At 44.1% G+C, this 15,915-nt stretch carries 13 protein-coding genes, 4 tRNA genes and 1 rRNA gene; all 18 read left to right on the forward strand.

Annotated features, from left to right (window positions below):
• Window positions 1-2: 2 nt before the first annotated feature.
• A 5S ribosomal RNA gene (gene rrf / locus MHN00_RS19065) occupies window positions 3-118 on the forward strand.
• 227 nt (window positions 119-345) lie between these two features.
• Entirely contained in the window at window positions 346-483 is a 138-nt protein-coding gene (locus tag MHN00_RS19070) for a hypothetical protein (RefSeq protein ID WP_155279878.1), read from the forward strand.
• A gap of 47 nt (window positions 484-530) precedes the next feature.
• A complete protein-coding gene (locus MHN00_RS19075) occupies window positions 531-1,058 on the forward strand; it encodes a hypothetical protein (protein ID WP_239302074.1) in 528 nt (175 codons plus the stop codon).
• Between the two features lie 215 nt (window positions 1,059-1,273).
• The gene (locus tag MHN00_RS19080) at window positions 1,274-2,839 is read left to right on the forward strand and encodes a methyl-accepting chemotaxis protein (protein ID WP_239302075.1); all 1,566 of its coding nucleotides are present in this window, start codon (window positions 1,274-1,276) and stop codon (window positions 2,837-2,839) included.
• A gap of 172 nt (window positions 2,840-3,011) precedes the next feature.
• Complete coding sequence (murB, locus tag MHN00_RS19085) at window positions 3,012-4,043, forward strand: UDP-N-acetylmuramate dehydrogenase (RefSeq protein ID WP_110289686.1); 1,032 nt, start codon at window positions 3,012-3,014, stop codon at window positions 4,041-4,043.
• The gene (gene birA / locus MHN00_RS19090) at window positions 4,040-5,026 is read left to right on the forward strand and encodes a bifunctional biotin--[acetyl-CoA-carboxylase] ligase/biotin operon repressor BirA (protein WP_039222269.1); all 987 of its coding nucleotides are present in this window, start codon (window positions 4,040-4,042) and stop codon (window positions 5,024-5,026) included. The genes murB and birA overlap by 4 nt, the downstream gene beginning before the upstream one ends.
• Window positions 5,027-5,173: 147 nt before the next feature.
• On the forward strand, window positions 5,174-5,932 hold the full coding sequence (locus MHN00_RS19095) for a type III pantothenate kinase (RefSeq protein ID WP_014950845.1): 759 nt from the start codon (window positions 5,174-5,176) through the stop codon (window positions 5,930-5,932).
• Between the two features lie 109 nt (window positions 5,933-6,041).
• Window positions 6,042-6,117: transfer RNA gene (locus MHN00_RS19100), tRNA-Thr, on the forward strand.
• A gap of 7 nt (window positions 6,118-6,124) precedes the next feature.
• Window positions 6,125-6,209, forward strand: a tRNA-Tyr gene (locus tag MHN00_RS19105).
• A 33-nt stretch (window positions 6,210-6,242) separates the two neighbouring features.
• Window positions 6,243-6,317: transfer RNA gene (locus MHN00_RS19110), tRNA-Gly, on the forward strand.
• A gap of 7 nt (window positions 6,318-6,324) precedes the next feature.
• Window positions 6,325-6,400, forward strand: a tRNA-Thr gene (locus tag MHN00_RS19115).
• Window positions 6,401-6,467: 67 nt separating this feature from the next.
• Complete coding sequence (gene tuf, locus MHN00_RS19120) at window positions 6,468-7,652, forward strand: elongation factor Tu (protein WP_014977498.1); 1,185 nt, start codon at window positions 6,468-6,470, stop codon at window positions 7,650-7,652.
• A gap of 548 nt (window positions 7,653-8,200) precedes the next feature.
• Window positions 8,201-9,553 carry an alkaline phosphatase PhoX gene (locus MHN00_RS19125; RefSeq protein WP_039228568.1) on the forward strand — a complete coding sequence of 451 codons (1,353 nt, stop codon included), beginning with the start codon at window positions 8,201-8,203 and terminating at the stop codon, window positions 9,551-9,553.
• Window positions 9,554-9,826: 273 nt separating this feature from the next.
• Window positions 9,827-10,003 (forward strand): hypothetical protein, encoded by a 177-nt coding sequence (locus tag MHN00_RS19130; RefSeq protein WP_155279885.1) that lies wholly within the window; start codon window positions 9,827-9,829, stop codon window positions 10,001-10,003.
• A gap of 8 nt (window positions 10,004-10,011) precedes the next feature.
• The gene (locus MHN00_RS19135; protein ID WP_275444398.1) at window positions 10,012-11,616 is read left to right on the forward strand and encodes a catalase; all 1,605 of its coding nucleotides are present in this window, start codon (window positions 10,012-10,014) and stop codon (window positions 11,614-11,616) included.
• Window positions 11,617-11,766: 150 nt separating this feature from the next.
• Window positions 11,767-12,384, forward strand: a complete 618-nt coding sequence (locus MHN00_RS19140; RefSeq protein WP_239302077.1) for an ankyrin repeat domain-containing protein — start codon at window positions 11,767-11,769, stop codon at window positions 12,382-12,384.
• A 108-nt stretch (window positions 12,385-12,492) separates the two neighbouring features.
• Entirely contained in the window at window positions 12,493-13,035 is a 543-nt protein-coding gene (locus tag MHN00_RS19145) for a hypothetical protein (RefSeq protein ID WP_239302078.1), read from the forward strand.
• A gap of 223 nt (window positions 13,036-13,258) precedes the next feature.
• A complete protein-coding gene (locus MHN00_RS19150) occupies window positions 13,259-15,706 on the forward strand; it encodes a S8 family serine peptidase (protein ID WP_239302079.1) in 2,448 nt (815 codons plus the stop codon).
• Window positions 15,707-15,915: the final 209 nt, after the last annotated feature.

Genomic DNA, 15,915 nt, shown 5'->3' on the forward strand with positions numbered 1-15,915 from the left:
TTCCTGGCAGCCATAGCGATACGGTACCACCTGACTCCATTCCGAACTCAGAAGTGAAACGTATTAGCGCCGATGGTAGTGTGGGGCTTCCCCATGTGAGAGTAGGACACTGCCAGGTCCCAATTAAGAAAAACCCGCCTAACGGCGGGTTTTTTGCGTTTGGAAGAAAGAAAAAATGGGGTCAGAGTACATTAATCCCCATTCCCTCAGCAAAACCCCAGAATTAAGACGAGTTACTCTTCGGCCGCTTTTAATGCTTAGGCAGTGCCAGAAAGCATTTCATAAATAGCTCACCACAAAAATAATAAAGGGGTCAGAGTACTTTTTTAAAAAACGAATTTAACTATGCGTGATTTCATAACAGTGTGGGAGAAGTACTCTAATTCGCCAGCATACCTTATTAGAGAAATGTACTCTGACCCTATTATTCGAGGGATCAATGCTGTGGACTTGTTTGAATGTATAGAAAAAGCGACAGGTTGAAAAATAATCGGTATGGTGTAAAAACACTAAACAGCTAGGAAGTTTGTATGTCAGCCTTACCATTCAATAATAACCCGGCTTATTTGCGGGGTAATTTTCAACTTGAACCAGTGACCGCTCTATTAAAGCTGCATGCAGAACTTGTTTGCTTTCTTCTAATAGCATTCTTCTTTGTTGGTAATGCATTTATTAAAAATAGTGAAAAAGAGCGGGCCTTAGCTAATCCTCAGAAAAACGACTTTTTCTATATTGACTATAGAGCTATAGAGCCTTCATCGGATGCTCGATTTCGCTATGTCCCCCTGAAATTACTTAGTGTTGATGATGATACTCTTACTTTTAAAGTCGGAAACATTGCTCACACAACACCTGTCTCGCCGAGTCAACATGCGAAATTTGATAAAGCGTTATTACTGCGCAATTACTATCGTGTTGATAACCTTGTGCTTAGCAAAACAAAAGTAAATGACTTGGTTACTTCTGGTGCCATTTACGATGCTAGGCGGCCTCGAAATATTTATATTAACGGTTGGATGGTTTTGCACCTTAACGAGTTAGTACCAGATAACAGTTAGTAATAAAAAAGCGTTTATAAGCGATAGAGTCCAAGTAAAGTAGACTCCTTACGAGTGAGGCAACATGTACCTTGAAGTGTTTATTTTATTTACTATGAATACAATACTCAGCCAATAAAGTACTCTGACCCCATAACTAATACTATCCGCTTATGGATAATTGGTTTAAAACGCTTTACATTTTTGAGGTGTTAATAAAATGTTAAGTGTGCATGATGAAGTATTTAGTTTTAGCTGTTATTGCCGGTCTCGTTAATGTAGTGATGTCTTTTGTTACTTCACATCTACTAATCTCTACAGTTGCTACGTTTCTTACTATCCTTTTCGCGGCCTTTATTATTGAGAAGGTATTTCAAAACCAAAATATAGCCGCTAGTAAAATTGTTCTAACTGACGATTATAAGAACAATGCACACAGCAATGATGCAACGAAAGTTAGCCATGCCGCGAGCAACATTGCTATTGGTGGCGCTTCTATCTCTTTCTTTTTAGAGCAGTTATCAAAAGCATTTAATGAGCAAGTCGCGAACATCGGCGAGATGAGCGGTAGACTCCAACAGTTAGAAGTCTCCTCAACTCAGTTAGATGAGCTTGCCAAGAATGCTGCATTTTCTATGAATGAATCTGACGAGAAAACGCAGTTCGGCAGTACGTCGTTAAAAGAAGTATTAAGCCAGCAACAGCAGCTGGTTAAAAACATAAATGCGTCATCTGAAGCGCTTACTACATTAAAAAGTAAGGCCGAGGGAATAAGTACAATAACAAACACCATTAACCAATTAGCCGATCAAACAAATATGCTAGCGCTTAATGCGGCTATTGAAGCTGCAAGAGCGGGAGATCAAGGACGTGGTTTCGCCGTCGTTGCTGATGAAGTACGCGAGCTTGCCAAGAAAACAACCGATGCCACCTCAGGAATTGAAAGTTTGCTGCAGGATATGAATACAAGTAGCCAGGCCGCAGTGGCTACTATGGAAACGGTGCTTAACTCTAGTGATAACATGAATGTGAAATTAAAGGAGAGCGAAGAAGCTATCTCACACTCCAGTATGCTCTCTACAAAAGCCCGGGAATCGATGGGCGCTATGCAAGTAATGGTAGAAAATAATGCAGAACATAGCGCAGGTATAAGTACCAATATACTTCAGTTGCACACGACGACAGAAAAATTAGAGCACGACCTCACTGATGTTTCTACTCAGGCGCTATCACTGAGTAGTCAAGCTGAAGATATTTTCAGGCTGCTGGAAAGCTTCGACGTAAATGATCGAAACAGCGAAGTTAGAGACATTGCATTAAATGCAGCTAAAACTGTTGGAAAGCGTTTCGAGCAAGCGATTTCAGAAGGGAAAATATCGGAAGCAAAGCTGTTTAATTTTGACTATTCACCTATACCGAACACTAATCCTATAAAGCACACGACACCTTTTGATAAGTTCACCGACGACGTACTTCCCGCTATCCAAGAACCGTTATTAGAAACACATAGTTTCATTATTTATGCCGGCGCAGTTGACGTAAATGGTTACTTTCCTACCCACAACAAGAAGTTTAGTCAGCCCCTTACTGGTAATTACGATACGGATTTAGCAAATAACAGAACGAAACGGATATTCGATGACAAAACCGGAAGTCGTTGTGGCAGCAATACCTCTACTTTCTTGCTACAAACTTACAAGCGAGATACAGGTGAGGTCATGCATGATCTATCTGCACCGATATATGTGAACGGTAAACATTGGGGAGGGTTTCGTATTGGTTATAAAGCCAAAGAGCAGTAAGTTCTCTGTATTTACGTATAAGCGCTAGCTTCCGTTTTCTCACTTTAACGAATGAAAGTGGTAATGCTCTAGCGCTTAGCAATATTGGCAACAATATTATTCCTTCTTTGCGCTTTTATTTGCTGCTTCGTTACCCTACCATTAGCGAATTGTTCGCAGTTCGTAAAACTCTATGCCTTCACTACAACCATACAGCACATTTGGCCTCGCCGCTTCTTGTGATTCTATCCAGTCGTTTAGCGACGTTACTTCATTCCTGTCTATCTTCAAAACTTCTAAAAACAATAACAAAGCCATTTATATATTGGGCGGTGGAAGCAATTCAGTCTTCACTGACGACTTTGACGGTACAATTCTGGTTAACGAGATTAAGGGAATAAGCCATTTTGATACTGAAAGTCACCATTACTTACGTGTAGGTGCAGGTGAAAACTGGCATGACTTCGTCACTTTGTGTATGAAAGAGAAGTGGTATGGTTTCGAAAATCTCGCCTTAATACCTGGCTCAGTAGGCGCATGCCCAATTCAGAATATTGGTGCGTACGGACGAGAAGTGAATACGTTAATCGACAAAGTAGAGTGTGTATTTCTTGAAACCGGCGAGCAGGTATTGTTGGGCAATGAAGACTGTCAATTTGGCTATAGAGACAGTGTGTTCAAGCATGCACTAGCGAACAAAGTGCTAATCACTCATGTAAACTTTAAACTGCCCAAGCACTACGAACTCGAGACCAGCTATGGCGAACTAGCGGCACTCACTGAGCCTACACCAGAAAAGGTGTATAGTAAGGTAATAGAAATTAGGAAGAGCAAACTTCCCGATCCTGCCGAGCTAGGCAATGCTGGAAGTTTCTTTAAAAACCCAGTGGTTTCAAAAGCAGTGTTTCAAGCGATCGCACAAGAGTATGATTCAGTGCCCCATTTTGTGGTGCACGGAGGTGTTGAGCTGCCAGCCACTGAAAAAGAACAAATAAAAATTCCTGCCGCGTGGCTTATCGACCAGGCAGGTTTTAAAGGCAAGACTTTGAATAAAGTACGATGCCACCCTACACAGCCATTGGTACTTACTAACTTAGGTGGTGCCACCGGAAACGATGTAATAACCATGGCAAAAGATATCATAGCAAGCGTACAGGGGAAGTTCGGCATACAGCTTGAGCCAGAAGTGCGCTTATTAGGAAGCAAAGGACTTATTTCGCTATGAGACAAGCATCAAAAGCTATAAGAAAACATATACTCGCTTTGTTGTCCGACGGCCAGTTTCACTCAGGGGAAACCATTGCACAGCAAGTGGGCCTTTCGCGCACAGCAGTTGCAGGGCATATTTCCCAACTCGCCGATTGGGGATTAGATGTATTCAAAGTAAAAGGTAAAGGCTACCGTTTAGAACGAGGGTTTCCATTGTTAAGCGCCGACAGCATTAAACGTCATTTAGGCAATACAAAACGAGCGGTTATTGATGTGGAGTCGGTATTACCTTCCACCAATACGGAAATGAAGAAGCGTATTGCCAGCAAACGAGAAGATCTTGAAAACGGCGATGTCGTTTTTGCTGAAATTCAGACCGATGGACGCGGTAGACACGGCCGTTCATGGTTAGCGCCAGTTGGCGGAAGCTTAACTTTTTCTATGTACTGGTCTTTTCCCGACGGTTATCAAAGCATGGCAGGACTTTCTTTATTGGTAGGCTTGGCAGTTTGCGATGCACTTAAAGAATTTGGCGTGGAAGACGCCGAGCTTAAATGGCCGAATGACATTTATTTGCAAGGTAAAAAGCTTGCGGGCGTACTTATTGAAGTAGAAGGGCAAATAGGCGCTACGGCGCATAGTGTTATCGGCATAGGTTTGAATGTTTGCGTACCCGATAATCAGTACGATGTTGGTCAGCCTCATAGCGATCTTGCGTCATATTTGGGCACTATCCCAGATAGAAATGCATTGGCGGCAGAAATAATTAAATCGCTTTGGTCTTATTTACCTAAATTTACCCAGCAGGGCTTCGGGCCATTCACAGCATATTGGGAAGCGCTCGACTTATACGCCGATAAACGCATTGTTTTACAAATGGGTGAGAAGCGTTTTTCCGGAATTGATAGGGGAGTGGACGCCAGCGGCGCGCTTCTTGTTGAAACGCAAGACGGTATTACCCGTTTCCACGGCGGCGAAGTTAGCCTTAGAGGCAATTAACTTTTTATTTTTGTTTTGCTTTATATCTGAGCTACGAAGATTTTGACCATTTTTATAATAAAAGTACTTCGTAGTTCATCTTTGTGATTTTTAAATAGCATTTTATCCGTTCGTTTTACGCATTGCTTTGCGATTGAAACCAAAAATATGAACAACATTGAAGAAAACCACGTCATATTAGTGGATATCGGTAACACCCGAATAAAATATTCACTGCTTTGTCATGCAGAAGAAGAGCCTAATGCGTGCGAAGATGCCAATTCTCTTTTCTCTTTTATTGATTCTCAGAAAAAAATTTCCCATTTATATATAGCTTCAGTAAGAAATCAGGAGCTGGTTGATGAAATATCCGCCATGTGTAACGAGCGAAATATTATTTTTGTAGAAAAGCACACCGAGAAAGAAGCCTTCGGCATAAAAAACAGTTATGCGAATGTTCAAAAAATGGGCGTTGATAGGTGGCTTGCCATGGTTTGTGCTGCAGAAAAATCAAAAAAAGCATTTTTTGTTATGGATGTAGGTACGGCAATAACGGTTGATTTTGTGGTAGATGGTCAACATTTAGGCGGTTGGATCGTGCCTGGTTTTCAAGTAATGCGTAATGCATTGGTTGCTTCAACTAAAAAAGTGTTCGCGAATGATGAAATTCCGACCACCTTTGGCGTGGGGACCGATACAGAAGATTGTGTTGCAACAGGGTGTCATGCTGCCCTGTATGGTGTTTATTTGAGCGCGGTTGATTACATATCAAGCAAACAAACCGAATTTGACATAATTTTAGGGGGTGGAGACAAAAAAGTGTTTGCATTCTTAAAATCTGCTGATAACATGCGCCTCGCTCATTTGGTGATGCAGGGTCTTGCCCGCTACGCTCGAAGTGAACTTCTAAAGGGAACATCGACGTAAGTTTTTGATTAGTTGAAAAATTGGTCAAAAAAGAAAATTGAAAAATTTTCAAAAAGACACTTGCACAGAGTTAAACAATACTCTAGAATGCGCACCCACTTGATGTAGTGCCGACTTAGCTCAGTTGGTAGAGCAACTGACTTGTAATCAGTAGGTCGCCAGTTCGATTCCGGCAGTCGGCACCATCAATCTGGAGGGGTACCCAAGCGGTCAACGGGAGCAGACTGTAAATCTGCCGGCTCAGCCTTCGCAGGTTCGAATCCTGCCCCCTCCACCACTTTCTCTATGAGGTGGCCAGAGAATTAGGATTGCGGGCATCGTATAATGGCTATTACCTCAGCCTTCCAAGCTGATGATGCGGGTTCGATTCCCGCTGCCCGCTCCAAATCAGTGCTGATATAGCTCAGTTGGTAGAGCGCACCCTTGGTAAGGGTGAGGTCGGCAGTTCAAATCTGCCTATCAGCACCAGTTTATTTCTCCCCAGCTCATGTAAAATTTCTAAATTTTTTAATGTAACTTTGCTGGGATAATAGAAATGGCAAAAGAAAAGTTTGAACGTACGAAACCCCACGTAAACGTGGGTACAATCGGCCACGTTGACCACGGTAAAACTACCCTAACTGCAGCTATCACTACAGTTCTTTCTAAAACTTACGGCGGTAACGCACAGGCTTTCGATCAAATCGATAACGCGCCTGAAGAGAAAGCACGTGGTATCACCATTTCTACTTCACACGTAGAATATGACACTCCTACTCGTCACTACGCACACGTAGACTGCCCAGGACACGCTGATTACGTTAAAAACATGATCACTGGTGCTGCTCAGATGGACGGTGGTATCCTAGTAGTTGCTGCGACTGATGGCCCTATGCCACAGACTCGTGAGCACATCCTACTTGGTCGTCAGGTTGGTATTCCTTACATCATCGTATTCATGAACAAGTGTGACATGGTTGACGATGAAGAGCTTCTAGAGCTAGTAGAAATGGAAGTTCGTGAACTTCTTAACGAATACGAATTCCCAGGTGATGACCTACCAGTTATCCAAGGTTCAGCTCTTAAAGCGCTTGAAGGCGACGCAGAGTGGGAAAAGAAAATCATCGAGCTTGGTGAAGCGCTTGATTCATACATCCCAGAGCCAGAGCGTGCAATCGACAAGCCGTTCATTCTTCCAATCGAAGACGTATTCTCAATCTCAGGCCGTGGTACTGTTGTAACGGGTCGTGTTGAGCAAGGTATCATCAAGGTTGGTGAAGAAGTAGAAATCGTAGGTATCAAAGATACTACTAAGACTACTTGTACTGGTGTTGAGATGTTCCGTAAGCTTCTTGACGAAGGCCGTGCAGGTGAGAACGTTGGTGTTCTTCTACGTGGTACTAAGCGTGACGAAGTTGAACGTGGTCAAGTACTAGCTAAGCCTGGTTCAATCACTCCACACGTTAACTTCGAAGCAGAAGTATACGTACTATCTAAAGATGAAGGTGGCCGTCATACTCCATTCTTCAAAGGCTACCGTCCACAGTTCTACTTCCGTACAACTGACGTAACTGGTGCTGTAGAGCTTCCAGAAGGCGTAGAAATGGTAATGCCTGGTGACAACCTTAAATTCAAAGTTGAGCTAATTGCTCCGATCGCGATGGAAGAAGGTCTTCGTTTCGCAATCCGTGAAGGTGGTCGTACAGTAGGTGCTGGTGTTGTATCTAAGATCCTAGACTAATCTAGACTTAGCAACACAAGCCAAAAAAAGCGCACTTAGGTGCGCTTTTTTTATGCCTGCGATTTGAAAAATCGGAAGTGAAGCCCCATCAAAAACACGCCGTAAAGCCATCCATGGCGGCTTCGCAGCAGCGTCCCAGCTGCTGAGAGTTTTTGATGGGGCTTCACTCCCTCCGCAATCTGTATACCAGAAAGCTTTGGAGAGAGGAGGGAGCTCGCCGTAAACCCATCCTTGTTTTTAAGTAAGAGCTCCGACACCGCGTCCCTGCGGTGTAGGGTTTCAGAGGGCACAACAATCACTCCCTTCTCGAAGCATATCAAAACATTTGAGGGGGAGAAGAAGTAACACGCCGCGAACCCATCCCCGCTTTTATGTAAGAGTTCCTGAATCGCACCATGCGTTGTCGGAATTAAAAAGGCTCAGCATTCACTCCCTTCTGACGGTATAAGATATTCACGAAGCTAAGAAGTGGAAATTTAACCCCTTTGTTGTGATACTGTAACAATTAAAGGGTACTATGCTCTGTTTATCAGTTTTGCGAGATTTTCATGATTACACGACGCCAGTTTTTAGTGGGTTCTTTGGCATTTGGTGGCCTAGCTAGCAGTGCTTTTGGTAAAAAGTTGGATTTGGCGTCTATGCCGATTAGTGAAGGCTATGGTGCACTAATCGCCGACCCTCAAAAGCTGCTCGATTTACCTAAAGGCTTTAGCTATAAGGTTATATCAAGCCTTGGAAATAACATGTCTGATGGTATGCATGTACCTGACAGAGCGGATGGCATGGGGTGTCTTCCTATAGAAGGTACTAGCGACAAAGTTGCGCTAATACGTAACCACGAACTGCACCCCAAACACTTAAGTGCTCAGCCACAGTCTATTCAAAAGCATACCAGCGAGTTGGCCTACGACAACTATCATAGTGGGGTTGCTTTACCAGGCGGCACCACAACAATGGTGTACAACCTTACCACGCAAAAGGTAGAGCGAGAGTTTATCAGTCTTGTTGGAACGGTAAGAAACTGCTCGGGCGGCATTACGCCTTGGGGCACGTGGCTAACGTGTGAAGAGTCCGTAGACCGACCTCATGGCCCGAACGGCGATGTGGTAAGCAAAGATCACGGCTACATATTTGAAGTACCTGCAAATGCTGACTCACTCATTGAAGCTAAACCACTTAAAGCAATGGGGCGCTTTAACCATGAAGCGGCATGTGTTGACCCCAAAACAGGCATTGTTTACCTGACTGAAGATCAGGGTGACAGCTTGCTATATCGCTTTGTACCTAACGAGTACGCTAACTTGGCAGCTGGCGGCCAATTAGAAGCCCTGGTAGTAAAAAACAAACCTCAGTTTGATACACGTAACTGGAGTTCCACAACTATGCCATTGGCGACGTGGTTCGACGTTGAGTGGATAGCATTAGACAATCCAGAAAGCCCGAACGATGACCTACGCGCTAGAGGATATGAGAAAGGTGCTGCCTTATTCGCTCGCGGTGAAGGTATACATTGGGGTGAAAATGAGCTTTATTTTTGCTGTACTAATGGTGGCCAAAAGCAGCTCGGTCAGGTGATGAAACTTGTTCCTTCTGCAGATGGTAAACAGGACAAGCTTCAGCTATTTTTAGAAAGTGAAGACAAGAACTTATATAATTTTGGCGATAACCTAACCGTATGTCCAAACGGGCATCTATTGGTGTGCGAAGACCAATATACTGATATTGTTGATAATCACTTACGCGGTGTTACACCAAATGGAGAAGTGTATAACTTTGCAAAGCTCCATGCGCAAACTGAACTTGCCGGCGCGTGTTTCTCGCCCGACGGCAATACGCTTTTCGTGAATATTTACTCTCCAACGAAGACCTTAGCTATAACCGGGCCATGGCTTGAAGGTTAGAGATCAGAGGTTGGAGACCAGATATTACGGTTATCTAGAAAACTGGCGTCATTTATTCTCATTACTTTAAAATGGCGCCGTTATCCCCCAAGTGTGAACTGCAAATTTCTATCAACCTTTCTTTCGTCACGCATCATTTACTTACTTTCATACCTTTTCTCGATTAGCTAGCATCTTTACAATCAAATAAATTAATTATTTGAATCGTTTTAACCCGTTTTAATAGTTTTGCTCAATTAATGATAATGCTCTCAACTTAAGAAGGAGAGCCAAATGAGCGCACTATTAAAAAAGCTAACAACGGCGAATAGCCACCGTGTTTCCTCCACAACTAATCAACCCATTCGAACGCAATGCAATTACGCTGATAACTATTATGGCGACCAAGTTTGCGTAGAAGTCAAAGCCCCTAAACCTCGTACCAACCTTCATGTGGGAGTACAGCTGTGAGAACCTCAATGAAATCAACGTTAACTAAGTTTGTCCTAGGCGGCGTAGCTGCCAGTATGCTTACCTTAGGCGTAAGCGCCGATACACTAACCCGTCAAAATGGTGCCCCCGTAGGCGATAATCAAAACTCGCAAACAGCAGGCCCATGGGGACCGGTTTTACTACAAGATTCGCACCTTATTGAAAAGCTAGCGGCATTTGACCGCGAGCGTATTCCTGAGCGCGTTGTTCACGCACGTGGTACAGGCGTTTATGGATATTATGAAAACCTGGTCGACCTTTCAGATGAAACACTGGCTGCGCCGTTTCAATCAGCGGGTAAAAAGACCGACGTTTTTGTTCGTTTTTCATCGGTAGTACATGGTCATCTGTCACCTGAGACGCTGCGCGACCCGCGTGGCTTTGCAGTGAAGTTTTACACCGAACAAGGTAACTGGGATCTCGTCGGTAACAACTTCCCGGTTTTCTTTATCCGCGATGCAATCAAGTTCCCAGATATGGTGCATGCATTTAAACCATCGCCGGTAACGAACAAGCAAGAGCCTAAGCGCATTTTTGATTTCTTCTCGCACGTACCAGAGTCAACGCACACGTTAACTATGCTTTTCTCTGACTACGGCACACCGGCAAGCTATCTAAATATGGATGGTTCAGGTGTACATGCTTTCAAGTTTGTTGATGACGTAGGTAATTACAAGTACGTGAAGTTCACATGGAAGTCGAACCAGCCAATAAAGAACTTTACCAATGAAGAAGCCATGAAAGTGCAGGGAATGGATATGCAGCCGCATACTACCGACATCTACACGCGAATTGGTGAAAAAGGTGAAACAGCGTCTTGGGATCTTTATTTACAAGAGCTGGAGCCAGAGCAATTGGATGATTTTGAGTTTAACCCACTTGATACCACTAAGATTTGGCCTGAATCGCTAGTGCCGGCAAAAAAGATTGGTCGCTTAGTGCTTAACCGTGTTCCAGATAACTTCTTTGAAGAAACTGAACAAGCGGCATTTGCACCGAGTAATTTAATTCCTGGTATTGAGCCGTCAGAAGACAGAATGCTTCAAGGTCGTTTGTTCTCGTATGCTGATACACAGCGCTATCGCCTAGGAGTTAACGCGTACCGCATTCCGGTTAATTCACCTAAAAATGCGGTTATTAATAACCACGAACAGCATGGTCAGCTTCGAACGACTAGCACTGCGCGCGACGTGAATTATCAGCCAAGTCGACGTCTTGATCTTAACGAAGATCCAGCGTTCCGTTACTCAAGCAAGCCGCTTGCAGGTATGACGCAACAAATTCCGTTCTACAAAGAACAGAACTTCAAGCAAGCGGGTGAGTTTTTCAGAAACCTAACTAAAGAAGGTCAGAAAAACCTAATTAGTAACTTAGGTGGTGCGTTGGCATCGGTGCCCGAAGAAGAAATTCGCGTCATTATTAGTGCTTATATGTACAACGCTGATAAAGACTACGGTGCAGGTGTAGCAAAATTAGCGAAAGCACCAATGTCTAAAGTTCGTCAAACGGCGAAAGACTTAATGGAACAGCAAGCTGCACGTGCCGCTAAAGCAAAGCAAGTTGCTGAAAGCCTAACCGCACTAATGCAATAAGCTAAGTAGCAATAGGGTTGGGAGTTACATCACAGTGTTGAGTAACTCCCATTTTTCTCAAACAATTCTTCTTTAACAATCTTTCTGTAACAGCTTTACTGAAAACAGTTTTGTAGTAACCATATTTAGATTTACCAGTAAGGGGGCACAATGTCTTTTTTAAAGCAAACACTTACGGCAGCACTGTTCGTCGTTGCCACCTTCACCAGTTTTTATACTAGTGCGGTAAGTGACGCAACCACTCAAGCTGATACTCAACAAAGTGCAACTAGGCCTAATGTGGAGACCTTGAAAGCACGTTATTTTGATGCAGCGCGGGAAGGTGATAGCGCCATGCTGAGTGCGTTTTATCAAGCCGGTTTAGATGTTAATGTGGCCGACGAAAAAGGCTACACCGCACTTATTCTTGCGGCGTACCATGGGCATACCGACACCGTGAACTTTCTTATCAGCGAAGCTAATGCCAACCCATGTCAAGAAGACAACCGCGGAAACACCGCACTTATGGGGGCCATATTTAAAGGTCACGTCAGTGTAGCTAAGCAACTGGTTTTTGCCGATTGCGATATAGATGAAGAAAACGAGCAAGGCCAAACGGCGTTGATGTTCGCAAGCCTTTTCGATAGACAAGAAATTATCAATACGCTTATTGATAAAGGGGCTAACCCAGCTCACATGGATAAAGCGGGTAATTCGGTAGCGGATATTGCTCTTTCGCAAGGTAATTACGAACTAGCAAAAGTACTACACGAACAAAACGCTAATTAAACCACGTCATATTAGATAGCATTGAATACAACTAGGGGGAACTCCCTATTTGTATTCAATGCATTAAGTTCAATACTAAGCCCATAAGAATTTAGAAGTGGGTTTACTATGAAGTCATTAATTGCCGCTGTGTTCGTTCTGTTTTCTATGCCTTCTTTCGCTGGCGTAATTACCTATGATTTCACACGATTAGTGTTAGGTGACGAAGCTGACCAAACCAGTTTAATTGGGCAAATCACTTTTGATGAAAACGAAACCCAATTCGATATGAGCACGTGGTTATCATTTTTCTTTCAGCTAGAGTTCAATGGTACGACTTATAATATTTTAGAAGACGATATTGATGAGTTTGCGATAGTTGATTTAGAAAATGGTGTGTTTGGTGATGAAAGCGGTGAAGGTTTTCAACTATTTATTGAAGACTCAAGCGTTCCATACGAATTCACTATTAGTTCAGGTTTAGCCGGGCTAGGATCATCAGACTCGTGCGTGTTTTTTGAAAATGGCGACCGCTGCGCAGGTGGCTTGTTTCAACTTGTTAAAACTGTCGAGTCTACAAATGGCTCAACACAAGTGAGCGAACCTGCTTCTTTTGCCACTGCGATGCTAATTTTGTTTGCGTTTACTTCAATGAGAAAGCGCAAACAGTAACCCTTTTTTAGCTAATGTGTTTCTGGTACCTCGTTCGTTCCCTCCAACATATCTATGTTACTCGATAGTTGGTGTTTTCAGCCCTCCTTTTGTGAGGGCTTTTTTCTTTTTAAGTTTCTGCTTTCTCAACGCTTTTATAAATTACACCGAATAGGGGGAACTCCCCATAGTTTTGCTTCTTTGGTTGTTAAATACTCAAGGGGTACTCAAAGAGAGGTGTATTATGAAGTTCCTTAATAACAAAACAGTATTATCAGTTGCTATTGCTTGTGCCCTACCAGCGAGCATGGTGAATGCAAAAACTTTCGATAAAACATTGGCCGATGCGCTTGCTGCTTCGCCACTAGAACTACAACAAGTTATTGTTACATTTGAAGGTAAGGGACCAGCCACAACAGAACAAATTACAGCACTTGAATCGTTAGGCATCACGGGTGGTGTTAGCCTTCGCAACGTGCCTATTGTTGGTGTGCTAGCTAACAAAGAACAAGTTGAAGCACTTTATCAGCGCGATGACGTGGTTTCTGTATGGAACAACGATCCGCTTGAACTAGAAAATCATGAATCAACTCAAATTACAGGTGTTCAGGCGCTACGAGCTGACCGTGACATTCGTATTAACGGAATGCCAGTGTCAGGAAAAGGCATCGGCGTGGTTGTTAACGATTCAGGTGTTGACGGCACTCATGGTGATTTAGCATTCCCTGATCACGTAGTTCAAAACGTCCTAGCGCAAGTTAATCTAAACAGCTACAGCGGCATTTTACCGATTACTTATCAAGAAAACGTATCTAATACCGACATTCTAGGCGGTCACGGAACGCACGTCGCAGGTACAGTAGGCGGTAACGGTGCTAAGAGCGACGGTTTACACGCAGGTGTAGCACCGGGCGCAGACATCATTGGTTATGGCTCGGGCGCAGGTCTATTCATTTTAGATACTATCGGTGGATTCGACTACGCGTTAACGCACCAGTTCGATTACAACATTCGTGTTATCTCAAACTCGTTTGGTAACACTGGCGATGTGGGTACAGAGTTTAACCCAGATGACCCAACAAACGTTGTGACTAAAGCATTAGCTGATAACGGTATTATCACTGTGTTCTCGGCAGGTAACTCAGGTCCAGGTGAGTCGACAATTACCGGTAACTTTAAAAAGGCACCTTGGGTAATTACGGTAGCTGCGGGTAACAAGCAGGGCGAGCTGGCTGATTTTAGTTCACGCGGTGTCGACGGGAAAGGCGGACAAGCGGTTGTCGATGGAGAAGTGTTTACATGGGAAGACCGTCCTACCGTAACCGCGCCAGGTGTAGACGTTATTTCTGCTCGTGCATCACTGTCTAGCTTAGGCGGTTTAAGCGCTGCTGACGACGCTGAAATGATTGAGCCACAACATCTACCGTTTTATACCGTATCTAGCGGTACATCAATGGCTGCGCCGCACGTGTCAGGTATTGTTGCGCTAATGCTAGAAGCCAATCCAAACCTTCAGTGGGAAGATGTGAAGCGTATTCTTCTGGAAACCGCAACACCAATGGCTGGTATGGACGAGTGGGAAGTAGGTGCAGGTTATGTTAACGCCTATGCTGCGGTAACTGCAGTGCTTGACGGTGAAGAAGTATTTGGCGATACCGTGAAGAAAAATCGCGAATTTAACGCATTTGCTAATGTTGCTGAAGGCGATAGCTTTACGCTACCTACGACTTACCTACCTGTTGGTGAGTCACCTGTAGAAGAGTTTGAAGTAACGTCTGACGTATCTATGGTGGTGGCGAGCGCGTCAATTGAAACGGCTACGGCGTTTGTACTGGAAGATCCAGCAGGCAACCGTTATGGCTCTGGTATCGGCCTACCTGTTTTAGGTTCTTCTGTTGGCGCAGCTGCGCCGGGTATGCCGGGTACATGGAAACTATATAGCCGCGGAATTGGTAGCATTAGTGGTGTGTCAGTTGACCCACTAGGTGTTACAAACGGTGTGGGTATCCCTGGCACTAACGATGTAAATATTCGCTTGTTAGTCACATCAGGTTACACCGGTATTGATGATGCAGTAGGTCATCCTGCTAAACCTTTCATTGAATACGTTGTTGCTAATGAGCTAATGGATGCAAAAGAAAGTGGGTTTGCGCCAGACGCACCACTAACTCGTGTAGAGCTTGCTGATACGTTGGCGCTTAGTGCAAACCTTCGTCAAACAAACGACGGTAACACAGTTAACTACACCGATGTGAGTGCAGAAAATGCTGCAGCGGTAAACTCTGCGACAGCGACAGGTGCGGTGTTGGGAGATTTAGAGATGAATACTCAGCCCGTAATGCAAGCTGATGGTGACTTCTTTGGTAGCAACATGCAGGTGAGCAAAGAAGAAATGGCGTACTCAATGGTTCAAGCATTAGGTCTTGAAGATGCAGCGCAAAGCTTTGACTCTCAAAAGGTTATCGCAATTGTTCTTGGTGAAGCGGTGGAAGTTGAAGACACCGATGCGATTGCTCCTGAGTATCGCGGCTATGTTCAACAAGCACTGGCTGCAGGGCTAATGCAGGTAGAAGTAAAAGTAGAGCAAGGCCCATTTGACCTACAGCCTACGCTTAAAGCCTTCTTTAATCCACAAAATGGGGTATCAAGAGGCGAAGCCGCATTTATCCTAACGCAATACGCAGAACTTTAGTCCTTTGAGGCGAGGGCCGGTTGTAACATTCAAAACACGCGGTAAACCCATCCATGGGCGCTCCACAGCAGCATCCCTGCTGCTGAGGGTTTTGAATGCCACAACCGGCCCTCGCACACTTTTTAGAGAGGGGTGGCTGAAGTAAGGCCCCTCTTTTTTGTTTAGCGCTTTAAATACTGCAACCAGCATTCGCTGAATATGGAATATGG

The organism is Alteromonas sp. Cnat2-8, from assembly GCF_022348355.1.
In the GTDB taxonomy this organism is placed as follows: domain Bacteria; phylum Pseudomonadota; class Gammaproteobacteria; order Enterobacterales; family Alteromonadaceae; genus Alteromonas; species Alteromonas macleodii.